The sequence below is a fragment of the Streptomyces lydicus genome (assembly GCF_004125265.1).
GTDB lineage: Bacteria > Actinomycetota > Actinomycetes > Streptomycetales > Streptomycetaceae > Streptomyces > Streptomyces lydicus_C.
On record NZ_RDTE01000003.1, the window covers coordinates 6,325,044 to 6,347,802 of the forward strand.

The 22,759-nt window shown below is 72.6% G+C and carries 18 protein-coding genes and 2 pseudogenes; 9 read left to right on the forward strand and 11 right to left on the reverse strand.

Going from position 1 to position 22,759, the window contains the following annotated elements; genetic code table 11:
* The first annotated feature begins 40 nt into the window (after positions 1–40).
* The 3 genes and pseudogenes from D9V36_RS30380 to D9V36_RS30395 all read left to right on the forward strand — a co-directional run bounded on the left by D9V36_RS30380 (position 41) and on the right by D9V36_RS30395 (position 4,706).
* A complete protein-coding gene (locus D9V36_RS30380) occupies positions 41–1,660 on the forward strand; it encodes a sugar ABC transporter ATP-binding protein (RefSeq protein WP_129296567.1) in 1,620 nt (539 codons plus the stop codon).
* Positions 1,650–3,721, forward strand: a pseudogene (locus tag D9V36_RS42260) (ABC transporter permease/substrate-binding protein). The gene D9V36_RS30380 and the pseudogene D9V36_RS42260 overlap by 11 nt, the downstream one beginning before the upstream one ends.
* A 58-nt stretch (positions 3,722–3,779) precedes the next feature.
* Positions 3,780–4,706, forward strand: coding sequence for a ribokinase (locus D9V36_RS30395; protein WP_129298792.1), 927 nt, complete (start codon positions 3,780–3,782; stop codon positions 4,704–4,706).
* Positions 4,707–4,939: 233 nt separating this feature from the next.
* Here D9V36_RS30395 and D9V36_RS41160 read toward each other — a convergent pair whose 3' ends face one another.
* Complete coding sequence (locus D9V36_RS41160; protein ID WP_164992855.1) at positions 4,940–5,113, reverse strand: hypothetical protein; 174 nt, start codon at positions 5,111–5,113, stop codon at positions 4,940–4,942.
* A gap of 85 nt (positions 5,114–5,198) precedes the next feature.
* On the opposite strand from D9V36_RS41160, the gene D9V36_RS30400 reads away from it, so the two are divergent.
* On the forward strand, positions 5,199–6,311 hold the full coding sequence (locus D9V36_RS30400) for a sensor histidine kinase (RefSeq protein WP_241721106.1): 1,113 nt from the start codon (positions 5,199–5,201) through the stop codon (positions 6,309–6,311).
* 192 nt (positions 6,312–6,503) lie between these two features.
* Here D9V36_RS30400 and D9V36_RS30405 read toward each other — a convergent pair whose 3' ends face one another.
* Positions 6,504–7,055: a MarR family winged helix-turn-helix transcriptional regulator gene (locus tag D9V36_RS30405; RefSeq protein ID WP_129296570.1), complete on the reverse strand. Its 552-nt coding sequence runs from the start codon at positions 7,053–7,055 to the stop codon at positions 6,504–6,506.
* Between the two features lie 58 nt (positions 7,056–7,113).
* Here D9V36_RS30405 and D9V36_RS30410 point away from each other — a divergent pair, with 58 nt between their 5' ends.
* Positions 7,114–7,755, forward strand: coding sequence for a TIGR03086 family metal-binding protein (locus D9V36_RS30410; RefSeq protein ID WP_241721107.1), 642 nt, complete (start codon positions 7,114–7,116; stop codon positions 7,753–7,755).
* Positions 7,756–7,858: 103 nt separating this feature from the next.
* Here the strand turns inward: D9V36_RS30410 and D9V36_RS30415 are convergent, their stop codons facing one another.
* Positions 7,859–8,932, reverse strand: a complete 1,074-nt coding sequence (locus D9V36_RS30415; RefSeq protein ID WP_129296572.1) for a pyridoxal-phosphate dependent enzyme — start codon at positions 8,930–8,932, stop codon at positions 7,859–7,861.
* 109 nt (positions 8,933–9,041) lie between these two features.
* Between D9V36_RS30415 and D9V36_RS43135 the strand changes: the two are divergent.
* Positions 9,042–9,993, forward strand: a pseudogene (locus D9V36_RS43135) (LysR family transcriptional regulator).
* Between the two features lie 48 nt (positions 9,994–10,041).
* Here D9V36_RS43135 and D9V36_RS30425 read toward each other — a convergent pair.
* Positions 10,042–11,373, reverse strand: a complete 1,332-nt coding sequence (locus D9V36_RS30425) for a pyroglutamyl peptidase (protein WP_129296573.1) — start codon at positions 11,371–11,373, stop codon at positions 10,042–10,044.
* A gap of 313 nt (positions 11,374–11,686) precedes the next feature.
* Positions 11,687–12,421: a TetR/AcrR family transcriptional regulator gene (locus D9V36_RS30430; protein ID WP_347239799.1), complete on the reverse strand. Its 735-nt coding sequence runs from the start codon at positions 12,419–12,421 to the stop codon at positions 11,687–11,689.
* 141 nt (positions 12,422–12,562) lie between these two features.
* On the opposite strand from D9V36_RS30430, the gene D9V36_RS30435 reads away from it, so the two are divergent.
* Positions 12,563–15,211 (forward strand): beta-glucosidase family protein, encoded by a 2,649-nt coding sequence (locus D9V36_RS30435; RefSeq protein WP_129296574.1) that lies wholly within the window; start codon positions 12,563–12,565, stop codon positions 15,209–15,211.
* Positions 15,212–15,264: 53 nt separating this feature from the next.
* Here D9V36_RS30435 and D9V36_RS30440 read toward each other — a convergent pair whose 3' ends face one another.
* From D9V36_RS30440 to D9V36_RS30450, 3 genes are all read right to left on the reverse strand, one after another.
* Positions 15,265–15,966, reverse strand: a complete 702-nt coding sequence (locus tag D9V36_RS30440) for a DUF4097 family beta strand repeat-containing protein (RefSeq protein WP_129296575.1) — start codon at positions 15,964–15,966, stop codon at positions 15,265–15,267.
* Positions 15,967–16,168: 202 nt separating this feature from the next.
* Positions 16,169–17,200, reverse strand: a complete 1,032-nt coding sequence (locus D9V36_RS30445) for an aldose epimerase family protein (RefSeq protein WP_129296576.1) — start codon at positions 17,198–17,200, stop codon at positions 16,169–16,171.
* A gap of 23 nt (positions 17,201–17,223) precedes the next feature.
* Positions 17,224–18,114 carry an SGNH/GDSL hydrolase family protein gene (locus D9V36_RS30450; protein WP_129296577.1) on the reverse strand — a complete coding sequence of 297 codons (891 nt, stop codon included), beginning with the start codon at positions 18,112–18,114 and terminating at the stop codon, positions 17,224–17,226.
* A 322-nt stretch (positions 18,115–18,436) separates the two neighbouring features.
* Here D9V36_RS30450 and D9V36_RS30455 point away from each other — a divergent pair, with 322 nt between their 5' ends.
* Together D9V36_RS30455 and D9V36_RS30460 are read left to right on the forward strand one after the other, a co-directional pair.
* On the forward strand, positions 18,437–18,931 hold the full coding sequence (locus D9V36_RS30455) for a DUF3145 domain-containing protein (RefSeq protein ID WP_088802014.1): 495 nt from the start codon (positions 18,437–18,439) through the stop codon (positions 18,929–18,931).
* A gap of 119 nt (positions 18,932–19,050) precedes the next feature.
* The gene (locus D9V36_RS30460; RefSeq protein ID WP_129296578.1) at positions 19,051–19,941 is read left to right on the forward strand and encodes an NAD(P)-dependent oxidoreductase; all 891 of its coding nucleotides are present in this window, start codon (positions 19,051–19,053) and stop codon (positions 19,939–19,941) included.
* Between the two features lie 70 nt (positions 19,942–20,011).
* On the opposite strand, the gene fabF is transcribed toward D9V36_RS30460, so the two are convergent.
* The 3 genes from fabF to D9V36_RS30475 all read right to left on the reverse strand — a co-directional run bounded on the left by fabF (position 20,012) and on the right by D9V36_RS30475 (position 22,754).
* A complete protein-coding gene (fabF, locus tag D9V36_RS30465; RefSeq protein ID WP_129296579.1) occupies positions 20,012–21,277 on the reverse strand; it encodes a beta-ketoacyl-ACP synthase II in 1,266 nt (421 codons plus the stop codon).
* 77 nt (positions 21,278–21,354) lie between these two features.
* Positions 21,355–21,603, reverse strand: coding sequence for an acyl carrier protein (locus D9V36_RS30470; RefSeq protein ID WP_030991425.1), 249 nt, complete (start codon positions 21,601–21,603; stop codon positions 21,355–21,357).
* A 104-nt stretch (positions 21,604–21,707) separates the two neighbouring features.
* Positions 21,708–22,754, reverse strand: coding sequence for a ketoacyl-ACP synthase III (locus D9V36_RS30475; protein ID WP_129296580.1), 1,047 nt, complete (start codon positions 22,752–22,754; stop codon positions 21,708–21,710).
* Between the last annotated feature and the right edge of the window lie 5 nt (positions 22,755–22,759).

A 22,759-nucleotide genomic window follows, 5' to 3' on the forward strand; every position in this document is an offset into this window, starting at 1 on the left:
AGTAACCGCACAACCCACCCGAGGAAGAGAGGGGCAGCGCATGACCGGCGTCAACGACGACGAACCGGGCGGCCGCGAACTGCTGCGCGTGGAGGGGGTGACGAAGTCGTTCCCCGGCGTCCGCGCGCTGGACGGTGTGGACCTGACCCTGCGCACCGGTGAGGTGCACGTCCTGCTCGGTGAGAACGGCGCGGGCAAGAGCACCCTCATCAAGATGCTCTCCGGCGCCCACCGCCCCGACGAGGGCCGCATCCTCGTGGACGGCGCCGAGGCCACCATCCGCTCGGCGCAGGACGCCGAACGGCACGGCATCGCCACCATCTACCAGGAGTTCAACCTCGTCCCCGGGCTGACCGTCGCCGAGAACATCTTCCTGGGCCGTCAGCCGCGCACCGCGCTCGGCCTGGTTGACCGGAAGACGATGCGGGCCCGGGCCGCCGAGCTGCTGCGGCGCGTACGGCTCGACGTCTCCCCGAACACCCCGGTCGCCGAACTGGGCATCGCCCGCCTCCAGATGGTCGAGATCGCCAAGGCGCTCAGTCTGGACGCCCGCGTCCTGATCATGGACGAGCCGACCGCGGTCCTGACCTCCGGGGAGGTCGAAACCCTCTTCGAGATCGTCCGTGAGCTGCGCGACGGCGGCGTCGGCATCATCTTCATCACCCACCACCTCGACGAGATCGGCGCACTCGGCGACCGGGTCACCGTCCTGCGTGACGGCCGCTCCGTCGAGGAGGTGCCGGCCTCGACGGACGAGGACGAGCTGATCCGTCTCATGGTGGGCCGGGACATCGCCGAGCAGTACCCCCGGCAGCGCCCCGAGGTACCGGGCGCGCCCCTTCTGCGCGTCCGCGGTCTGACCCGCAACGGCACGGTGGCCGGGCCGGTCTTCGAGGGCATCGACTTCGAGGTGCGGGCCGGTGAGGTCGTGGGTCTGGCCGGGCTGGTCGGCGCGGGCCGCACCGAGGTGGTCCGGGCGATCTTCGGCGTGGACCGCTATGACGCCGGGACGGTCGAGATCGACGGCAAGGAGCTGGCCCGCGGCGATGTCCGCGCCGCCATGCGCGCCGGGCTCGGCCTCGTACCGGAGGACCGCAAGGGCCAGGGCCTGGTCCTGGACGCCTCCCTCCAGGACAACCTGACCCTTGCCCGCCTCGACCGCGACACCCGCGGCGGACTGGTGGACCGGGGCGCGCAGCGGCGCGAAGCGGCCACCGTCGCCGGGCAGTTGAAGGTCCGGATGAGCGGGCTGGGGCAGAGCGCCCGCACCCTCTCCGGCGGCAACCAGCAGAAGATCGTCATCGGCAAGTGGCTGCTGGCGGACACCAGGCTGCTGATCCTCGACGAGCCGACGCGCGGGATCGACGTCGGGGCCAAGGTCGAGATCTACCAGCTCATCAACGAACTGACCGCGTCCGGCCGCGCGGTGCTGATGATCTCCAGCGATCTGCCCGAGGTGCTCGGTATGAGCGACCGGGTGCTGGTGATGTCGCAGGGCCGGCTGGCCGGAGAGCTGTCGGCCGACGAGGCCACCCAGGACGCCGTGATGGAGCTGGCCCTCCAGTCCCCGCACGGCACGAGCACCAGCACGAGTACGAGCACGAGCACGAGCACCAAGCACAACGACAAGAGCGCGATGGAGGGCTCCGATGTCCACTGAGGTGAAGACGGGAGCCGCCGCCGAGGCGGTGGGACGGGCCCCGGACCGGGACGGCGCGGGAGCGTGGTTCTCCCGGGCGGTGCTCAGAAACGGCCCGCTCGGCGGACTGATCGCCCTGGTCGTGGTGATGGCGGTGCTGTCCAAGGACTTCCTCAACGGCCAGAACCTCCTCAATGTCGGCGTCCAGGCGTCGGTCACCGCGATCCTCGCCTTCGGCGTCACCTTCGTGATCGTCTCGGCCGGCATCGACCTCTCCGTCGGCTCGGTCGCAGGTCTCGCCGCCACCGTCGTCGCCTGGGCGGCCACCAACGAGGGCCTGCCCGTCTGGATGGCGGTCCTGCTCGGCCTGGCGGTCGGTGCGGGGGCCGGTCTGGTCTCCGGCGCGCTGGTCGCCTACGGCAAACTGCCCGCCTTCATCGCCACGCTGGCGATGCTCTCGGTCGGCCGCGGTCTGGCCCTGGTCATCTCCGGCGGTACGCCGATCGCCTTCCCCGGCTCGGTCGGTGCGCTCGGTGACACCCTCGGCGGCTGGCTGCCGGTGCCGGTCCTCGTCATGATCGCCATGGGGCTGATCGCCGCGCTGGTCCTGGCCCGTACATACACCGGCCGGGCGATGTTCGCGATCGGCGGCAACGAGGAGGCGGCCCGGCTCTCCGGCATCCACGTCAAGCGCCGCAAGCTCGTCATCTACGCGCTGTCCGGGCTGTTCGCCGCGGTCGCCGGCATCGTGCTCGCGGCCCGGCTCACCTCCGCCCAGCCGCAGGCCGCCACCGGCTACGAGCTGGACGCGATCGCCGCCGTCGTCATCGGCGGGGCCAGCCTCTCCGGCGGCTCCGGCAAGGCCTCAGGCACCCTCATCGGCGCGCTGATCCTCGCCGTCCTGCGCAACGGCCTGAACCTGCTGAGCGTGTCGGCGTTCTGGCAGCAGGTGGCCACCGGACTGGTCATCGCGCTGGCGGTGCTCCTGGACACGCTGCGCCGCCGGAGCGCGCGATGAGCGCCCGGAGGGCCGTGGGGCGGACCGGGGGAAGGGCCGTGGGACGGGCCGTGGGACGGGCCGTGGGACGGACCGAGGGAAGGGCCGTGGGACGGGCCGTGGGACGGACCGAGGGAAGGACCGCCAGGATGACCGCGCGCAGGACCGCCCGGCTCCGGATTCCGCTGGCGGCCGGGCTGGCCGCGACCGTCGCCCTGGGGCTGGCCGGCTGCGACCGCGGAGGCAACACCGACCTGGGGCTGGCGCTGTCCACGATGAACAACCCGTTCTTCGTCGGCATCAAGAAGGGCGCCCAGGCCGAGGCGGACGCCCGCCATCTGCACCTCAACATCACCGACGCGCAGAACGACCCCACCCAGCAGATCAACCAGATGGAGACGTTCACCAGCCAGAACGTCAAGGCGGCCATCATCAACCCGGTCGACTCGGACGCCGCCGTCCCGGCCGTCGGCGTCGCCAACCGGGCGAAGGTGCCGGTGATCTCCATCGACCGCGGTGTCAACGGCGGCAAGGTCGGCTCGACCATCGCCTCCGACAATGTCGCGGGCGGCCGGCTCGCCGCGAAGACGCTGGCCGAATCGCTCGGCGGCAAGGGCAAGGTGGCCTTCCTGGAGGGCCAGGCCGGCACCTCCGCCGCCCGCGAGCGCGGTCAGGGCTTCGAGGAAGGCATCAAGAAATACCCCGGCATCCAGGTCGTCGCCCGGCAGCCCGCGGACTTCGACCGCACCAAGGGCATGGACGTGATGACCAACATGCTGCAGGCGCACCGCGACATCGGCGGGGTGTTCGCCGCCAACGACGAGATGGCGCTGGGCGCGTCCAAGGCGCTGGGCGGCCGCTCGGGCAAGGACGTGAAGGTGGTGGCGTTCGACGGCACACCGGACGGCGTCACGGCGGTCCGCAAGGGCACGCTGACCGCCACCGTCGCCCAGCAGCCGGAACTCCTCGGCAAGCAGGCCGTGGACTGGGCGCTCAAGGCCTCCCGCGGTGAGAAGCTGCCGCAGTCGGTCCGCGTGCCGGTGGTGCTGGTGACGGCGAAGAACGCCGCGAAGTTCGACGGCTGAGAGTGCGGCCCGGCGGGTCGCCGGGCCACGACGGAGGAGAGAAATGGGAGAGCGGCGCATGTACGACGTCCTGGTGGTCGGCTCGGCCAACGCGGACCTGACGGTACGGGTCGGGCGCCGGCCCGGCGCGGGCGAGACCGTGACCGGCACGGATCTGGTCGAGTCGGCCGGCGGCAAGGGCGCCAACCAGGCGTCCGCCGCGGCCCGGATCGGCGGACGCACCGCGCTGCTGGCGCGGGTCGGCGGCGATGCCTACGGCGAACTGCTGCTCGGCGCCCAGCGCGACGCGGGCACCGATGTCACGCCGGTGATCGTGGACGACGCGGCCCGCACCGGCACCGCCATGATCCTCGTCGACCCGGACGGCGACAACAGCATCGTGGTCTCGCCCGGCGCCAACGCCGCCCTCACCCCGCAGGACGTGGCGGCGGCGAAGGACACCATCGCCGCCGCCTCGGTGGTCTCCCTCCAGCTGGAGATCCCGATGGAGTCCGTACGGGCCGCCGCCACGGCCGCCGGGCAGGCCGGCACCCGCGTCGTCCTCAACCCCTCCCCGGCACCCGAGGCGGCCGCGCTGACCCCCGAACTCCTCGCGGCGGCCGACCCGTTGGTGGTCAACGAGCACGAGGCGCGGCAGCTCTCCGGGCTCGCCGACGGCACCCCCGCCGCGTGGGCGCAGGCGCTGCGCGAGCGGGGCGCCCGCTCCGTCGTGGTCACCCTCGGCGGCGACGGCGCGCTGGTCCTGGACGCCTCGGGGACCACGGACGTCCCCGGCGTACGGGTCAAGGCCGTGGACACCACCGGCGCCGGCGACGCCTTCACGGGCGCCCTCGCCACCCGCCTGGCGCGGGGCGACTCGCTGCCCGAGGCGGCGCGCTTCGCCGTACGGGTGGGCGCCGCGGCCGTCACCAAGCCGGGCGCCCAGCCGTCCTACCCCACCCTGGCCGAGCTGGACGTGCTGGCGCCCGAGGCGGCACAGGGCTGAGGCCGGGCCCCGGCCGGCCGGACGCGGGCCGGCCGGGCAGACCGGGCAGGCGCGAGGCCGGCCGGGCAGACCCGGGCAGACAAGGGGGCCGGTCCGGGGAACGCTGGTCCGGGGGAGTGCCGGACGGGAGCGCCGTACGGGAGATGCGCTGGTCCGGGAGCCGGTCCGTTGCTTACTGCCGGTTTACGGGTCCTTTGGGCAGGATGGGTGCTGTGGGGCAACTGTCGTGTGCCTTACGGGATCTGAGGAAGGACCAGCAGTGCGCCCAACCCCCGTCCCGGTACCGGTCGCCGTGCCCGCTTCTCCGGGTCTGCGGGGCTGATGACCGTGACCGTCTCCGTACCGCCGTCCCCGTCCTCTTCGTCGTCCCCGCCGTCCGCGCCGGTGGCCGCACCACCGCAGCCCATCCGGGCTCCCCGGCCGCCGGACCACCGTCCGGCACCGTGGCTGCGGCCGACCATCCGGATACGGCTCGCCCTGCTCTACGGCGGCATGTTCCTGATGGCGGGGGTCGTGCTGCTCGTCCTCATCTACTTTCTGGCGGCCAGGACCCTCAAGGAGGGCACCCCGGAGTTCAGGGTGTTCGGCAGCAACGTCAGGCTGGGCAACATCAGCTGTCCCGACCTGCCGCCGGTCGGGACGCTCGACGAGATCAACTCGGCGATCGGCCGCTGCCTCCGCAACCAGCGCGAACAGGCCCTGCACACCTTTCTGAACAGCTCCGTGCTGGCTTTGCTGGGTTTGACGGTGGTGGCGTTCGCTTTTGGTTATGCGATGGCGGGTCGGGTGTTGTCGCCGTTGGGGCGGATTACGCGGACTGCTCAGCGGGTGGCGGGTTCGGATCTGCATCGGCGGATCGAGCTGGGGGGTCCGGATGACGAGCTGAAGGAGCTCGCGGACACGTTTGACGAGATGTTGGACCGGTTGGACCGGGCGTTCGAGTCGCAGCGGCGGTTTGTGTCGAATGCTTCGCACGAGTTGCGGACGCCGTTGGCGATCAACCGGACGTTGCTGGAGGTGCAGCTGGCGGATCCGGGGGCGTCGGCGGAGCTGGTGCAGCTGGGGAAGACGCTGTTGGCGACCAATGAGCGCAGTGAGCAGTTGGTGGAGGGGTTGTTGCTGCTGGCGCGCAGTGAGAACAAGGTCGTGGACAAGAAGCCGGTGGATGTGTCGGAGGTGGCTTCGCAGGCGGTGGAGCAGACGCGTGAGGAGGCGCAGTCCAAGGGGGTGGAGTTGCGGGGGGTGCGTGAGCAGGTGTTTGTGCAGGGCAATGGGGTGTTGTTGGAGCGGATTGCGCTGAATCTGGTGCAGAACGCGGTGCGGTACAACGTGCCGGAGGAGGGGTGGGTGGAGGTGACGACCGAGCCGCAGCCGGGGTGTGCGGTGCTGGTGGTCTCCAATACGGGTCCGGTGGTGCCTGCCTATGAGGTGGAGAACCTTTTCGAGCCGTTCCGGCGGTTGCGTACGGAGCGGACCGGTAGTGACAAGGGGGTGGGGCTGGGGCTGTCCATCGTGCGTTCGGTGGTGCGGGCGCACGACGGGACGATCACGGCCCGGCCCCGCGAGGGCGGTGGCCTGACGATGCGGGTCGTCCTGCCGCTGTAGGCCCGGGCGGCGGGCGTCAGCTTCGTCCGGCGCTTCGTCCGGCGCTTCGTCCGGGCTTTGTCCGGTGCTTCGTCCGGTGCTTCGTCCGGTGCCGGGCCCGGACGGGGAAGCCGCGAGGCCGGAAGCCGGGAAGCGGGAAGCCGGGAAGCGGGAAGCCGGGAAGCGGGAAGCCGGAAGTCAGGAATCCAGAAGTCAGGAAGCCGACGAGCCTCGTCCACGCCGTAGTTCCGGCAGTGCCGACAAGGCCTGCAGCCCCTTGAGGAAGCCGGCGCGGTCGGCTTCCGGCAGCTGGGCGAGCAGCCGCTCCTCGCCTTGCTGGATCGCGGACTGCGCCGCATCCCGCAGCCGCCGCCCCTCGGGGGTGAGCGACAGCAGACGCACCCGACGGTCCTTGGGGTCGGGCTGCCGGCGGATCAACTCCCGTTCCTCCAGGTTGTCGAGGACGGCGATGATGCGGGTCTTGTCCGCCCGGATGGCCTCGGCCAGCGCCGCTTGGGTGCGGATCGGTGTCTCGTCGAGGTGCAGCAGGACCGAGTACGCCCACATCGTCAGACCGTATGCGTCCAGGACCGGCTGCTCGGCGGCCATGAGTGCACGCCCCAGGGGCACGACCATCGCTGCCAGATCGGGACGGGCCGGCCGCCCCTCGGCTGCGGTGCTGCCGTCGGCTGCGTTCTCGGCTGCGTTCTGGGCGGTGTTCTCGCCTGTGTTCTGGACTTCGTCTTCGGCTGCGCTCTCGGCCATGGTCAAGAAAATACCCGTTGACAAATTATGTGCTCATGCAGATCGTAGGTGCATGCGTATGAATAGCGAGATCGAGGATGCGCCCGCACCGCATGCGGACTTCGCAGGGCTCCGGCGCCTGGACGCCAGGGCGGTCCGGGACAGCGTGGCGCTGATGAGCCGGACGACCCCCGGCGACCTCCGCAGACCGACCCCCTGCTCGGCATGGACGCTGGCCGATCTGCTCGCCCATATGACGGCCCAGCACAATGGGTTCGCGGCGGCAGCGCTCGGGCACGGACAGGACCTGTCGCACTGGTCGGTCGGACCGCTCGACGAGGACCCCGTCGCGCAGTACCGCGCCGCGGCCGAACGGGCCATCGCCGCCTTCGCGACCGTGGAAAGCCCCGACCGTGTGTTCACCCTCCCGGAATTCAGCCGCGCCCAGACGTTCCCCGCCGCCCGCGCGATCGGCTTCCACCTCATCGACTATGTGGTGCACAGCTGGGATGTCGCCCGCACCCTGGGCCTCACGTACACACCCGATGCCGAACTCCTGCAGGCCGCGGAGCCGATCGCCCACGCCGTCCCGGACGACGACTTCCGGCTGGCCCCGGGCAGCGCCTTCGGCCCGGCGCTGTCCGGGGAGCACGGCACGGGCCCACTGGAGAACATCCTGGCGGCTCTCGGCCGTTCGCCGGACTGGTGCGCCCCCTCTTGATGATCAGCACGCCGGAGCAGGTGCGGGCTGCGCGGACCTCAGCGCTCGGCACCCAGCGCTCGGCGCCCAGCGCTCGGCGCCCAGCGCTCGGCATCACCGCCGCTTACAGGGCGCTTGAACCGTGAGGGTTGGCGTCCGCGCCCTCGGTGTTGAGCAGTACGACCGTGTCGGTGCTGTGCTCCGCCAGTGCCGCGCGGCGTTCGGCGGCGGAGGTCAGTGCGGCCCGGGCGCCGGCCAGCGAGGCGGCGCCGCAGGGTCCGGAGGAGAGTCCGAGCGCTTGCAGGTCGCGGGCCGCGCGGGCGCTTTCGGCGTCGGTGACGGCGACAGCGGCGTCCAGCCCGTCGCGCAGCAGGGGCCAGGCGGCGCTGGAGGGCGTGCCGCAGTTGAGCCCGGCCATGATGGTGGTGCCGGTGGAAACGGTGGTCGGGCGGCCGGTGGTGAGGGACGTCAGGACGCATGCGGCGGTGTCCGGTTCGACGCTCAGCAACGACGGCGGCGGGGTGTCCCGCGGGGCGCGGTAGTGGCTGACGGCGGCCTGCGCCAGTGAGCCGACGCCGGCGGGGACGGCCACCAGCCCGGCGGGTCCGGCGCCCAGCGCGCGCAGTTGCGCATCGGTCTCGTCGAACAGTGTGGCGTAGCCCTCGATGATCCACCCGGGTATCCGGGTGTAGCCGGGCAGGGCGGTGTCCTGGACGAGGACGGCGCCGGGTGCGCGCGCGGCGGCGTCGGCGGCCCGGTGTACGGCGTCGTCGTACGACCCGTCGACCCGTCTCACGCGGGCGCCCTCATGCGCGATGGCGGCGGCCGCTGCCGGATGCACCGCGGTGGGCAGGAAGACCTCGGCGGCCAGGCCGAGCAGCCGGGCGGTACGGGCCACGGCGCGACCGTGGTTGCCGTCGGTGGCGGTGACCAGCCGTTCGCCGGGCGTCTCGGCCAGGGCCCGGTGGATCGCCCAGGACGCCCCCAGGATCTTGAAAGCGGGCAGGCCGAGCCGGGCCGACTCGTCCTTGACGAACACCCGGTGGACTCCCAACTCCTCGGCCAGCGGCGGTATTTCGCGCAACGGTGTCGGAGCGTAACCGGGCAGGGTGGCGTGGAATCCGATCGCCTCACGCGGCGCGGGCGGACAGGTCCAGGAGCGGGCGGAGGGGCGTGCGTACCAGTCAGTGGTGGGCATGGGGAGCACGCTGCCGTACCGCCGCCCCACGGTCCAGCACATCTTTTCGAGCGGCAATCGCCGGAAAACCCGAACGGATGCGAAACGAGGGAAGGGCGCTGGACCGGAGATGCTCGATCTCCACCGGCTGCGGCTGCGGCTGTGGCTGCGGCTGTTGTGCGAGCTCAAGCACCGCGCATTCTCACCGCCGTCACGGCGGCCCCTTTCGTACAGTCCTTCCTCGGTCTCGCAGCAGCTCTCGGTGCTGGAGGCCGAGGTGGGTGTGGTGCTGCTGGAGCCGGTGGGGCGGTGGGTACGGCTGACCGAGCAGGCCGAGATCCTGGTGGCCCACACGGAAGTTCTGCTGGAGCGCCTGGAGCGCCTGGAGCGGGCCGAGGCCGATATCGCCGCCTCGCCGGCCGCCGTCACCGGCACCCTGCGGGTCGCCGCCTTCCGGACGGCCGTGCCGGCGCTCGTCCCGCCGGCGCTCACCCTGCTGCGCGAGGAACACCCGGGACTGCGTGTCCACGTCGTACAGGCGGAGCCGGAGGCGGCGCTGCCCGCCTGCCCGCCCTGCTCGCGCGGGATGTGGACCTGGTCGTGGCGGAGGAGTACCCGGGGCACGCGGTCGCCCGCCCCGCCGAGGTGGACGCGGTGGAGCTGTGCGGCGACGAGATGCGGCTCGCCCTGCCGCCCGACAGCGCCTACCCGGCGGACGACCCGGCGGCGGCGCTGCGCGCGCTCAACGGCCGGCCGTGGGTCATGGAACCGACGGGCACCGCGTCCCGGCGGTGGGCGACGGCCGTGTGCCGCCAGGCCGGTTCGAGCCCGACGTGCGGTTCGAGTCGCCCGATCTGCTGGTACAGCTGCGGCTGGTGGAGCAGGGGCACGCGGCGGCGCTCCTGCCTCACCTGCTGTGGGGCGGGAGCGCGCCGACCGTGCCGCCGCTGCCGCTGCCGGGCGGCGGCAGCACCCGGCGGCTCTTCACGGCCGTACGGCACGGCAGCGAAGGTCACCCGGCGGCCCGGGCCTGCCGTGCGGCGCTGCGACGCGCCGTCGTACGTGCCCGCTGCCTGCCCTGAGCGCCTGGCGGGCCCGGCCGCCGCCCCCCGGAACCGGTGACAGGAGTACTACCTCCGCGCGCCCCGCGCCGCGGCCGTCTCCGAGGCTGCCGCCGTCTCCGAGGCCGCCACCGTCTCCGAGGCCGCCACCGTCAGGATCGCCCGTACCTGCTCGGTGATCGCGATGCGGTGGTGGACGAAGTCCGGGTCGGTGACCTGGCCGTGCGCCGGGTCCGTGTTGCCGGGGCCGAACTCCAGCACCGGGGTGTGCAGATGCCCGCCCGGGAGCGCCGGGCGCACCGCGTCCCGCAACAGGGTCGCCCGGTAGGCGATCTCGTTGGACAGATAGTCACCGCCGCCCCCGGCACGGGCCGTCGACCCGGGCGTGGGGCCGTCCGGCCGGTCGACCGGCCCGGTGCCGCCCGCCGGGATCTCCGTGACCTCGGTGTGGTCGACCACGGGGAAGGGCCCGGTCCGGGCCGCCACGATCCGCGCGTAGGGCAGGCTGGTGGTCGTCCACTGCGGCTGCGGCCGCACGGTCGGCACCCCTGCCGGAATCGGCACGGTCTCCGTACGGGATTCCCGCGCGTTGTCCGGATAGCCGCCCCGCCAGGCCCCGTTGGTCCGCTCGATGTCGAACCGGCCGGGCCGCCCCTGGCTGATCGTCGTGAACAGATCGGCCTGCCGCGGCCCGCTCCGGAAGTGCGGGAGCAGGGTGCGCTCCACCGTGCCGTCCGCGAAGTCGGCCCAGCGTACGGGGAAGACCGCGGTCTCGATCCGGGCCGGCTCCCCGGAGGCGGTACGTACCGTCGTCCCGTCCAGCGCGAGCGCCGCCGCCCCCGACGGATTGCTGCGCCGTGCGTCGGCGTCCAGCTGGAACGGGTCGAATCCGGTCACCACGATCCGCAGGACGTCCGGGTCCGCGGGCAGTTCGACCGAGTCCTGACCGCGCGAGCCCCGCTCCAGCGACCCGAGGAGGGCTCCGCGCTCGGACGCCGTCAGTCCGAAGTCCGGCTGCCACTGCCGTAGTTGCCTGGTCATTCCCAGCCGCGCCCAGTACAGCGGCCGGTCGTCGTCCCGGCTCAGATCCCCGCCGTCGGGCCCACGCCCCTGCGCCCGATCCACGGCCCGCCGCCACAGCGCCCGTCCCTCGCCGGCGACATAGCGCCGGGCTTCGCCGTAGCCGGTCACCCGCGCCAGCCCGTGCCCGAACTCCCGCTCCACCGCGTCGAATCCGCTGCGCCGCAGGATCTCCTGCGGCGCGGTCTGCGTCAGCCGCCCCTCCTCCACCGTGACATCCGCCGGGGCGGCCGCGGTGGCCGGCGCCGTCAGGCACAGCGGGGTGGCGGCGGCCAGCAGCGCGACAACGAGCGCGCCCCTCCTGGTACGTATGCGTCTCATGGGGGCGAGTAAAGCGGTGTGCGCCGCGGGGCGGTAGAGGGAGGGGCTGCGGTGGCCGGCGCCCGGGCGTGCCCTGGCCCTTGCCCCGCCGCGCGCGGAGTAGGACCAGCGCGCCGACGGGGAGTTGATCGCTGACATCCAATACGGCGGGGACGAGGCGGGGGCAAGGCGGGGACAAGGTGACGATGTCCTGCCTCGCACCCGCCCGGTAGGGATGAAGGGGGCGCCGGGGGCACCGGACGCAGGGGCGCCGGGACGCGGGGGCGCGGAGGCGCAGGGGCGCCGGGGCGCCGGGCCGCCGGGGCTCGGAGGATCAGCCCCCGCCCAGCTCCCCGCCGGACCCTGCTCCGGGCCCCGCTCCCGGCTGGTCGCCGGGCCCCGCTCCCCGCCCGTCCTCGCCGGACCCGCCGCCGTGACCCTCGCCCGCCCCGAGCAGCGCCAGGAAGTCCCGGAACGCCGTCGGCATGTCCACCTCCTCCGGGTCCAGCAGCCACTGCAGTTGCAGGCCGTCCATCACGGCGGCCAGCAGCGGCGCCGCCCGCTCGGCGGACAGGCCGCCGGGCAGCGCGTCGCCGTACTCGGCCCGCAGCACCTCGGCCATCGAGGCCCGCACGGCGCGGAAGCGGGATTCGAAGAAGGCGCGGGCGGGGTGGTCCTCGGTGACGCTGTCGGCGGACAGCACCGTGTAGGTCTGGACGATGCCGGAGCGGGTGGCGTTGTAGTCGACGAGCTGGGCGAGGGCGTCGGTGCGCAAGGTGCCGGACGCCACGGCGGCCGAGGCCAGGTCCCAGCGGTCGCGCGCCTCCAGCACGCCGACCAGCAGCAGCTGCTTCGTCGGGAAGTGGTGCAGCAGCCCCTGCTGGGTCAGTCCGGCCCGCTCGGCGACGGCGGCGAGTGAGGTACGGCGGTAGCCGCGCTCGGCGATGAGCTCCATGGCGGCCTGCAGGATGGCCTCCCGCCGCTCCGCGCTCCGGGCCTCCCGCCCGCCACCGCCGCGCCGGGTGCCCGCCCCGCCACCGTGGGATCTGTCCTGGTCTGGTGCAGTCACCGGCCGAGCGTAACTCCCGCGTGGAGATCCCGTACGGCTGGTGTATCGGAAAAGTAACGACGCCTACCGGTTGGGAGGTGGGACAGCAAGAATCGCGGCAAGGGGGGCCGCACGTCCATTCAGGGAGCACCGGAGAGCCGCATGACCGACGACACCCAGCCCCACCACCCCACCGAAGCCGACCACCGCGCCCGCGGCGAGCCGCACGTCTACGGCGAGGCGCACGACTGCGGCGAGGCGCACGTCTACGGCGAGGCGCACGACTGCGGCGAGGCGCAGGACTACACCGCAGTGGTGGAGTGGGCGCTCGCCGCGCTCGACCTCGACACCAAGGTCCGGCTGCTGTCCGGCCAGGACATGTGGACCCTCCCGGCCGTGCCGGCGATCGGACTGCGGTCACTGGTGATGTCGGACGGCCCGGTCGGTGTGCGGGGCCGGGAGTGGAACGCCGAGGACCCCTCGGTCACGCTGCCCAGCCCCACGGCGCTGGCCGCCACCTGGGACCCCGCGCTCGCCCGCCGGGCCGGCCACCTCCTCGCCCAGGAAGCCCGCCGCAAGGGCGTGCACGTCCTCCTCGCGCCGACCGTCAACCTGCACCGATCACCCCTGGGCGGCCGCCACTTCGAGTGTTATGCGGAGGACCCGCTGCTCACCGGCGCGATCGGCGCCGGGTATGTGCGCGGTGTGCAGGAAGGCGGCGTCGGCACGACGGTCAAGCACTTCGTCGGCAACGACGCCGAGACCGACCGTTTCACCGTCGACAACCGCATCGCCCCGCGCCCGCTGCGCGAGCTCTATCTCGCGCCCTTCGAGCACATCGTCGAACACGCCCGCCCCTGGGGCGTCATGACCGCCTATAACCGGGTCAACGGCACGACCATGACCGAACACCGGGCGCTGGTCCAGGACGTGCTGCGCGGCGAATGGGGCTTCGACGGCGTCAATGTCTCCGACTGGACGGCCGCCCGCAACACCGTGCGCGCCCTGCGCGGCGGCCTGGACGTGGCGATGCCCGGGCCCCGTACGGTCTACGGCGCGCCCCTCGCCGAGGTCGTCCGTGCGGGTGAGGTGGCAGAGTCGGAGGTGGACGAAGCGGTGCGCAGGGTGCTGCTGCTCGCCGCCCGCACCGGATGCCTGGACGGGGTGCCGGCCGCGGTCGGCCCGGCCGGTGTCCCGCAGGGCATCGACGGCCGGGCGGTGGCCCGCGAGATCGCCCGGCGGGGGTGTGTCCTGCTGCGCAACGAGCCGGTGGGCGGGGCGCGGCGGGCCCTGCCGCTGGACGCCGCGGCCCTGGGCAGGGTCGCCGTCATCGGGGCGGCCGCGCGCGAGGCCCGGGTTCTCGGCGGCGGCTCCGCGACCGTCTTCCCCGACGCGGTCGTCTCCCCGCTGGAGGGGCTGCGTGCCGCGCTCCCCGACGACGTCGAGGTGACCTTCGCCGTCGGCGCCGATCCGCACACCCGGGTCCCGCACGCCCGCGACGGCTTCACGCTGCGCGCCCGCTACCTGGCCGCCAACGGCCGGGTGCTGGCGGAGACGCCGCAGGCGGACGGCAAGGTGCAGGTGACCGGCCGCCTGCCCGAGGGCGTCACCCGGCAGGACCTGAGCGCCGTCGAGCTGACCGGGAGCTACCTCCCGCGGCTCACCGGCAGCCACTCCCTCGCGGTCTCCGGCACCGGCGAGCTGCGGCTGACCGTCGGCGGTGCGGTCCTCTTCGACGGCCGCCTCGCGTCCGAGGGCAGCGACCCCTTCGAGGCGTACCTGCGCCCCGCCCAGCGGTGCATGACGGCGGAGCTGACGGCGGGCGAGAGCGTCGAGATCTCCCTGCGGTGCGCGGCGGACGGTCCGCAGCCGGACGGCAGCCCGGCCTCGCCGGCCTTCGCCCTCGGCCACCGCGAACCGCAGCCGGACGCCGATGCGGAGATCGCGGAGGCGGTCCGCGCCGCGGCCGGCGCCGATGTCGCGCTCGTGGTCGTCGCCACCACCGAGGAGACCGAGTCCGAGGGCTTCGACCGCACCGATCTGCGGCTGCCCGGCCGTCAGGACGAGCTGGTCACCCGGGTCGCCGCCGCCAACCCGCACACGGTCGTGGTCGTCAACTCCGGTTCCCCGGTGGAGCTTCCGTGGCGCGCCGAGGTCCCCGCCGTGCTGCTGAGCTGGTTCCCCGGCCAGGAGGCCGGCGCGGCGCTGGCCGACGTCCTGCTCGGTGCCCATGAGCCGGGTGGCCGGCTCCCCACCACCTGGCCGGCCCGGCTCGCCGACGCCCCGGTCACCACCGTGACCCCCGACGACGGTCAACTCGTCTACTCCGAAGGGGTGCACATCGGCTACCGCGGTCGGCCGCGCTCCGCACCCGCGCCCGCCTACCCCTTCGGCCACGGACTCGGCTACACCGACTGGGAGTACGAGTCGCTGGACACCACCCCCGACTCGGTGCGGGTGCGGATCCGCAATGCGGGCGACCGGCCCGGCCGCGAGGTCGTCCAGATCTATCTGGCGCCCACTGCGGACGCCGCCCCTGACGCTCCGGAGCGCCCGGCCCGCTGGCTGGCCGGCTTCGCGGTCGTCGAGGCCGGTCCCGGGGAGAGCGCGGAGGCCGAAATCCCGCTGCCGGACCGGGCCTTCGCGGTCTGGGAAGCGGGCGACGGCGGAGAAGCGACGGATGGCGGGGGAGCGACGGGTGGCGGGCAAGCGGCCGACGGCGGCTGGCGCCGGATCAAGGGCGTCTACCGCGTGGAGGCGGCGCACAGCGTGGCGGACCGCAGGCTGACGGCGGAGGTCACCGTCGGCTGACCGGGCCGGGGACGGGGGCGCTCCTGCCCGGGAACGCCCCCGGCGGTTCCCCCTCATGAGGTCACCACGGACACATCACCGCCGCTCGTCCGTGCCGTCACCTTGTGCGGGGAGCCGTCGTCCGCCGGGACGGAGACCTTGCGGGTGCCGCCGCTGGTCGAGGCGTCCACGGCGTAGGAGCCGCCCTTCGGCAGGCGGATGGTGACGCTGCCCCCGCTGGTGCGGCCCGTCACCTCGTCGGGTGCCGTGGACAGCGCGAGGTCCACGTCCCCGCCGCTGGTCTTCGCCTTCGCCGTGCGGGCCGCCGAGTCGGTGACGGTGATATCGCCGCCGCTGGTCTCCGCGGCGATGCCGCCCGAGGCGCCGCGGACGATGATGTCCCCGCCGCTGGTCTGCAGGTCGACCGAGGCGTTGCGCGGCAGCAGAACCCGGTAGTTCACCGCGCACTTGCGCCGCATACCGCATTCCTCGGCCTTGAGCGTCAGCCGGCCGTTCTTGACCCCGTGCTCGGGGGACGGCTTCTGCTCGGTGTACTCGTACTTCTCCGTCACCTTGACCGACCCGCCGGCGTCGATGGGCACCACCTCGATGTCCCCGCCGTGGGTCGTCGCCGAGAGCGCGGTGACCTTGCCCTGCACGGCGTACGTCCGCTCAGCCTCCTTCGTCGGACCGAAACCCGACAGCGAGCAGCCGGTCACCAGCGCGGTTAACGCCGCACAGGACAGTACGAGATGGGGAACGCGAAGGCGGGCCATGGCGAGAGATCTCCCGGGGCAGACGGCGGACGAAGGGACCGGAGCTCCGGTCGCTTCTCATCGTTCCCGCTCCGCCGCCCCACCGCGTCAGCGCACAGGATGACCTTCTCCGGCCCCCGCCCTTAAGGGTTTCCCGCACCCCTGGGGCCCGAGGACAGGCCTGCGGACAGGCCCCAGGACACGCCCGAGAGGCCGTCTGCCCTCAGACCCGAGGCCGCACCGAAAACGCGTAAACGGTCTGCGAGCGGTAGGTCTCGCCGGGCCGCAGCACCGTGCCGGGGAAGTCCGGGCGGTTCGGCGAGTCCGGGAAGTGCTGGGTTTCCAGGGCCAGACCGGCCGCCGGTCCGTAGGGGACGCCCGAGGTGCCGGTCAGGGTGCCGTCGAGGTGATCCGCGGTGTAGAGCTGCAGACCGGGCTCGGTGGTGGCCAGTTCCAGGACGCGGCCCGAGCGCCGGTCGTACAGCTCCGCGACCGTACGCGGCACGGCGCACACACCGCCGTCCAGCACGAAGTTGTGGTCGTAGGAACCCGCCACCACACGCGCCGCCCGGAAGTCGAAGCGGGTGCCGGTGACGTCGGCGGGCGCACCGGGCACCGGTATGCCGGTGCCGTCGACGGGCGTGTACCGGGACGCCGCAAGCCGCAGCTCGTGGCCGGTGGCGCTGCCGCTGCCGTCGCCGCCCAGATTGAGGTAGCTGTGGTTCGTGAGGTTGACGACGGTCGGTGCGTCGGTCGTCGCCTGCGAGACGATGCGCAGCGCGCCGCCCGAGAGGGTGTACGTCACGCGGACGTCCAGGGCGCCGGGGAAGCCTTCCTCACCCGCCGGGCTGACCCGGTGCAACTGCACACCCCCGTCGACCTGACGGGCCTCCCACACCACCCGGGAGAATCCCAACGGCCCGCCGTGCAGGCTGTGCCGCCCGTCGTTCGGCGTCAGCGTGCGGACCTCGCCGTCGAGCGTGAAGGACGCCCCGGCGATCCGGTTGGCGTACCGCCCGACCAGCGCGCCGAAGTACGACCCGCCGTGCGCGGCATACGACGCGAGGCCGGCGAAGCCCAGTGCCAACTGCCCCCGCGCCCCGTCCCGGTCCGGCGCCTCCACCGTCTGGACGATCCCGCCGTAGGTGAGGATGCGGACCCGCAGCCCGCCCGGCCCCGACTCCAGGGTCCAGCGGTCCACGCGGGTGCCGTCGTCCAGCGTGCCGAAGGATTCCCTGCTGACCTGCGTCGTCATACCCGTGAGCCTATGCCCGGCCGCTACGGCTGCGCCCGGGTGATCACCCGGAACGCCAGTGCCGCCAGCTCCTTCTGGCCGCGGGTGCCCGGGTGGAACCAGTCCCAGGTGCTCAACTGGCGCCCGGTGAAACGGTAGTCGAAGACCGACTTGTCGAAGCGGCACAGCGGATCCTTGCCGCACACCCCGGCCAGTGCCGAGTTGTAGGCCATCACCCGTTCCCGCACCGTCGCCCGGCGGTCCTGCCCGGCCTTCGTCAGATCGTCCGGATCGCGCAGCATGGACCCGCAGATGCCCAGCTTCCACACCTGCTTGCCGAGCGGGTTCTTGCGCCCCTCGGACCACAGCCGCAGCAGGTCGGGGACCGCCGCGACATAGACCTGGGTGTGCGGCAGGGCGCGCCGCAGCCGCTTCATGGAGCGCGCGAAGTCGGCGCGGAAGGCGGCCGTCGGGGTCATCGCCCCGACGTCGCGCCGGCAGGCGTCATTGGCGCCGATCAGGACCGTGACCAACTCCGGTTTGCGGTGGACGGCCGCGGTGATCTGGTCCGGCAGATCACTCATCAGCGCACCGGTCCTGGCGAAGTTCCAGCTGTGGGCGGCGGGGTGTTTGACGAGCCGTCGGGCGAGGCTGCCGACCTTGGGGTCGGTGCCGGTGGCCCAGGAGACCCGGGGGCATTCGGAGAGCAGCGTGCAGGCGTCGAAACCGACCGTGATCGAGTCCCCGAGCGCCGCGATCGAGCCGGGGTCGGTGTGCCATACGGGCGTCGGCTTGGGGTGCGGCTTCCCGGGGTGCCCGCCGCCGCTGCAGGCGGTGAGGGCGATCACCAGGGCGGAAGCGGCGGCGACGGTGCGTGAGGAGCGGCCGCCGAAGGAGCTGCGCCGGGGGCGAACAGGTCGATCGTTCTGCTTCATCCCCTGTCCCCTCCGGCGTGCGAGTGATATCTCTTCGGGTACCGACGGTACGTCACTCCCGGGCCGCCACCGCGCGGTAGCTTTGCCCCGTGCCTGGCGGGCGGTGACCCAAGGTGGCTGGTGCAGTCGGCACAGACCAAATTACATCACGTCATTTCCTGTCCCTTTTGCGGCAAATTCCGCCTAATGGTGTTTACTGTAGGTCACCAGCATGCTGGTGCCGAAGTGGTCACTGGGGCAGAATGGCAACTGTCCCGGCCGCAACCGGAACGGGCACGAGGCCGCTGGGGAAGGCGAACCTCGAACCGCACTGGAGGTCCCGGTGACGACACGTGGAGTTCTGTACGTCCACTCCGCTCCGCGCGCGCTGTGCCCGCATGTCGAATGGGCCGTCGCGGGCGTCCTCGGTGTGCGCGTCAATCTCGACTGGATCCGCCAGCCGGCGTCCCCGGGCACCTGGAGAGCCGAGTTCTCGTGGCAGGGCGAGGCCGGCACGGCCTCCAAGCTGGCCTCCGCGCTGCGCGGCTGGCATCTGCTGCGCTTCGAGGTGACCGCGGAGCCCTGCTCCACCGCCGAGGGCGAGCGCTACAGCTCCACCCCCGACCTGGGCATCTTCCATGCCGTCACGGGCATCCACGGCGACATCCTGATCCCCGAGGACCGGCTGCGCGCCGCGGTCGCCCGCTCGGCGCGCGGCGAGACCGAACTCGCCGCCGAGGTCGACAAGCTCCTCGGCAAGCCCTGGGACGACGAACTGGAGCCCTTCCGGTACGCGGGCGAGGGCGCCCCGGTCCGCTGGCTCCACCAGGTCGTCTAGGGCCTGTCCGCAAAGCCCCGCCTGCCTCGTGGCGCTTCCCCCCCCCGGGCCGCAATGGAGCCGTCCCGACACGCGGCAGCAGTTGCCCTGGAGCGCGCTCCACGGCCTAGCGTGCCGTCATGGCCGACAACAACTCTTCCGACGCCCCGTCAGTAGCGGTGCTCGGCACCGGAATCATGGGCGCGGCGATGGCCCGCAACCTCGCCAGGGCCGGTCTGGACGTCCGGGTCTGGAACCGTACGCGCGCCAGGGCCGAACCGCTGGCCTCCGACGGGGCCCGCGTCACCGGCACTCCCGCCGAGGCGGTCGACGGCGCCGATGTGGTCCTCACGATGCTCCTGGACGGGGAGGCCGTCCTGCAGGCGATGCGGCAGGCCGCCGACGCGCTGCCCGCCGGTGCCCTGTGGCTCCAGACGAGCACGGTGGGCACCGAAGCCCACCCGTCGCTCGCCCGCTTCGCCGACCAGCACCGCCTGCGGTTCGTGGACGCCCCCGTACTGGGCACCAAGGCGCCTGCGGAGAAGGGGGAGTTGACGATCCTGGCGGCAGGACCGCAGGACGTCAGGGAGCGCGCCGAGCGTCTTTTCGGCATCGTCGGGAGCCGGACCCTGTGGGTCGGCGAGGACGGGGCGAGCGGGGCGGCGAGTCATCTCAAGCTCGTCGTCAACAACTGGGTGCTGACGGTCATCAACGGTACGGGTGAGTCTCTGGCGCTCGCCAGGGCGCTCGGCGTGGACCCGCGCGACTTCCTCGGCGCGGTCGCCGGCGGCGCGCTCGACATGCCGTATCTGCGGCTGAAATCCGAGCTGATCCTGTCCGGGAACTACCCGCCGAGCTTCACGGTGTCCGCGGCCCGCAAGGATGCCCGGCTGATCCTGGAGGCCGCCGGGGAGGGCGGTGTGCGCATGGATCTGGCCCAGGCCTGTGCCGAACGCTTCCGGAGGGCCGAGGAGCAGGGCCACGGCGGAGAGGACGGCGCGGCCGCCTACTTCGCGAGCTTCGGGAGCTGAGCGGCCCGCGGGAGAAACGCCGGGGGCCCGTCCGGTGAAGTCCTCACCGGACGGGCCCCCGGCAGGTGTGTCAGACCGTCCGGAAGGCCAGGACCACGTTGTGGCCGCCGAAGCCGAACGAGTCGTTCAGGGCCGCGATCCGGCCCTCGGCGGGCAGCTTGCGGGGCTCGCCGCGGACGATGTCCGCGTCGACCTCCGGGTCGAGCTGCTCGATGTTGATCGTCGGCGGGGCGATCCGGTTCTTGAGCGCGAGGACCGTGGCCACCGTCTCGATGCCGCCCGCGCCGCCCAGGAGGTGGCCGGTCATCGACTTCGTGCTGGTGATGGCCATGTGGTCGACGTCGTCGCCGAACGCCTTGCGCAGCGCCCGGAGCTCGCCGACGTCACCGGCGGGCGTCGAGGTCGCGTGCGCGTTGACGTGCGCGATCTCGGCGGGGTCGAGGCCGGTGTTGTCGAGCAGGTTCTGCAGCGCCGCGGCGATGCCGTTGCCGGACGGCTCGGGCTGCGTGATGTGGTGGGCGTCGGCCGAGATGCCCTGGCCGACGGCCTCCGCGTAGACGCGTGCGCCGCGGGCCTTGGCGTGCTCCTCGGACTCCAGGACGATCACGCCCGCGCCCTCGCCGAGCACGAAGCCGTTGCGGTCGACGTCCCAGGGGCGGGAGGCGCCCTGCGGGTCGTCGTTGTTCTTGGACATCGCCATCATGTTGCCGAATGCCACGATCGGCAGCGGGTGGATGGCGGCCTCGGTGCCACCGGCGACGACGACATCGGCGCGGCCCGAGCGGATCATCTCGATCGCGTAGCCGATGGCCTCGGCGCCCGACGCACACGCCGAGACCGGCGTGTGCACACCGGCGCGGGCGTTGAACTCGATGCCGACGTTGGCGGACGGCGAGTTCGGCATCAGCATCGGCACGGTGTGCGGGGAGACGCGGCGTACGCCCTTCTCCTTGAGCACGTCGTACTGGTCGAGCAGGGTCGTCACACCGCCGATGCCGGAGGCGATGACGGCGCCCAGCCGGTCGGGGTTGACCGCCGTGTCCTCGCCGGCCTTGGCGGTGAAGCCCGCGTCCTTCCAGGCCTCCTGGGCCGCGACGAGCGCGAACTGCGCCGAGCGGTCCAGCTTGCGGGCCTGCGGACGGGGAATGATCTCGGACGGCTCGACGGCGATCTGCCCGGCGATACGGACGGGCAGATCGGTGGCCCAGTCCTGTTCGAGGGTGCTGACACCGGAACGTCCGGCGAGCAGGGCCTCCCAGGACGAAGCGCTGTCGCCACCCAGCGGTGTGGTTGCGCCGATACCGGTGACGACCACGGTGCGATTGGTCGCGTTCACGGGAATTCTTACTCCACGGGTAGAGGGGTCTGAATCGACGGCGCCACCGCGGGGTGGCGACATGCGCGGGAGCTGGATCAGCTCTGGTGCTTGAGGATGTACTCGGTCGCGTCGCCGACCGTCTTGAGGTTCTTGACGTCGTCGTCCGGGATCTTCACGTCGAAGCGCTCTTCGGCGGCGACGACGACCTCGACCATGGACAGCGAGTCGACGTCCAGGTCGTCGGTGAAGGACTTGTCCACCTGGACGTCCTCGGTGGGGATCCCGGCGATCTCGTTCACGATCTCGGCGAGACCGGCGACGATCTCTTCCTGAGTGGCGGCCATGATGGCGCTCCTTCGGTCATTTTATGGGGAAACTGCGTTACTTGCGGTGAGGATCCGTGCGACGGCCGACACGTCCGGGGACGTACGGCCCTGCGCAGATCTGCCTAGGGGAGGGTAACGACCGTCGCGGCGTAGACGAGACCCGCCCCGAAGCCGATGACCAGCGCGGTGTCGCCGCTCTTGGCCTGCCCGGTCGCCAACAGCCGCTCCATGGCGAGCGGGATGGAGGCGGCCGAGGTGTTGCCGGTGGTCTCCACATCGCGGGCGACCGTCACGCTCTCCGGCAGCTTCAGAGTCTTCACCATCGAGTCGATGATCCGCATGTTGGCCTGGTGCGGGATGAAGACGTCCAGGTCGTCCGGGCTGACGCCGGCCGCGTCCAGCGCCTGCTGGGCGACCTTCGCCATCTCGAACACCGCCCACCGGAAGACCGACTGGCCCTCTTGTGTGATGGCGGGGTACCGGATCTCCTCCGGAGCCGGGCGGCCCTCGGGGGCGTCCCCTCCGGGGAGAGGGGTGGGGCGGTAGACGTCCCAGCCGAGGGTCTGCTTGATGGTCTCGGACTTGTCGCCCTCCGAGCCCCAGACGGTCGGGCCGATCTCCGGCTCGTTGGCCGGGCCGACGATCACCGCGCCGGCGCCGTCACCGAAGAGGAAGGCCGTCGCGCGGTCCTCCAGGTCGGTGAGGTCGGAAAGCCGCTCGACGCCGAGGACCAGGACGTACTCCGCCGAGCCCTCGGTCACCAGGCCCTTGGCCAGGGTCAGGCCGTAGCCGAAGCCCGCACAGCCCGCGGAGATGTCGAACGCGGCCGGCTTGCCGGCACCGATGCGGTGCGCGATCTCGGTCGCGATGGCCGGAGTCTGCTTGAAGTGCGAGACGGTGGAGACGATCACGGCGCCGATCTGCCCGGGCGTGATGCCCGCGTCGGCGATCGCCTTGCCCGACGCCTCGACCGACATGGTCGCGACGGTCTCGTCCGGACCCGCCCAGTGGCGGGTCGCGATACCGGACCGCGAGCGGATCCACTCGTCGGACGAGTCGATGTGCTGGAGGATCTCCTCGTTGGGCACGACACGGGTCGGGCGGTAGCCGCCGACACCCATGATCCGCGCGTACGGGGCGCCCTTCGAGGGCTTGATCTTCGAGGTCATGCGCT

Coding starts and splice junctions, on each gene's coding strand:
- D9V36_RS30380 (WP_129296567.1), top strand. CDS start 41: ATGACCGGCGTCAACGACGACGAACCGGGCGGCCGCGAACTGCTGCGC.
- D9V36_RS30395 (WP_129298792.1), top strand. CDS start 3,780: ATGTACGACGTCCTGGTGGTCGGCTCGGCCAACGCGGACCTGACGGTA.
- D9V36_RS41160 (WP_164992855.1), bottom strand. CDS start 5,113: ATGGGCTGCGGTGGTGCGGCCACCGGCGCGGACGGCGGGGACGACGAA.
- D9V36_RS30400 (WP_241721106.1), top strand. CDS start 5,199: ATGTTCCTGATGGCGGGGGTCGTGCTGCTCGTCCTCATCTACTTTCTG.
- D9V36_RS30405 (WP_129296570.1), bottom strand. CDS start 7,055: ATGGCCGAGAGCGCAGCCGAAGACGAAGTCCAGAACACAGGCGAGAAC.
- D9V36_RS30410 (WP_241721107.1), top strand. CDS start 7,114: ATGAATAGCGAGATCGAGGATGCGCCCGCACCGCATGCGGACTTCGCA.
- D9V36_RS30415 (WP_129296572.1), bottom strand. CDS start 8,932: ATGCCCACCACTGACTGGTACGCACGCCCCTCCGCCCGCTCCTGGACC.
- D9V36_RS30425 (WP_129296573.1), bottom strand. CDS start 11,373: ATGAGACGCATACGTACCAGGAGGGGCGCGCTCGTTGTCGCGCTGCTG.
- D9V36_RS30435 (WP_129296574.1), top strand. CDS start 12,563: ATGACCGACGACACCCAGCCCCACCACCCCACCGAAGCCGACCACCGC.
- D9V36_RS30440 (WP_129296575.1), bottom strand. CDS start 15,966: ATGGCCCGCCTTCGCGTTCCCCATCTCGTACTGTCCTGTGCGGCGTTA.
- D9V36_RS30445 (WP_129296576.1), bottom strand. CDS start 17,200: ATGACGACGCAGGTCAGCAGGGAATCCTTCGGCACGCTGGACGACGGC.
- D9V36_RS30450 (WP_129296577.1), bottom strand. CDS start 18,114: ATGAAGCAGAACGATCGACCTGTTCGCCCCCGGCGCAGCTCCTTCGGC.
- D9V36_RS30460 (WP_129296578.1), top strand. CDS start 19,051: ATGGCCGACAACAACTCTTCCGACGCCCCGTCAGTAGCGGTGCTCGGC.
- D9V36_RS30470 (WP_030991425.1), bottom strand. CDS start 21,603: ATGGCCGCCACTCAGGAAGAGATCGTCGCCGGTCTCGCCGAGATCGTG.
- D9V36_RS30475 (WP_129296580.1), bottom strand. CDS start 22,754: ATGACCTCGAAGATCAAGCCCTCGAAGGGCGCCCCGTACGCGCGGATC.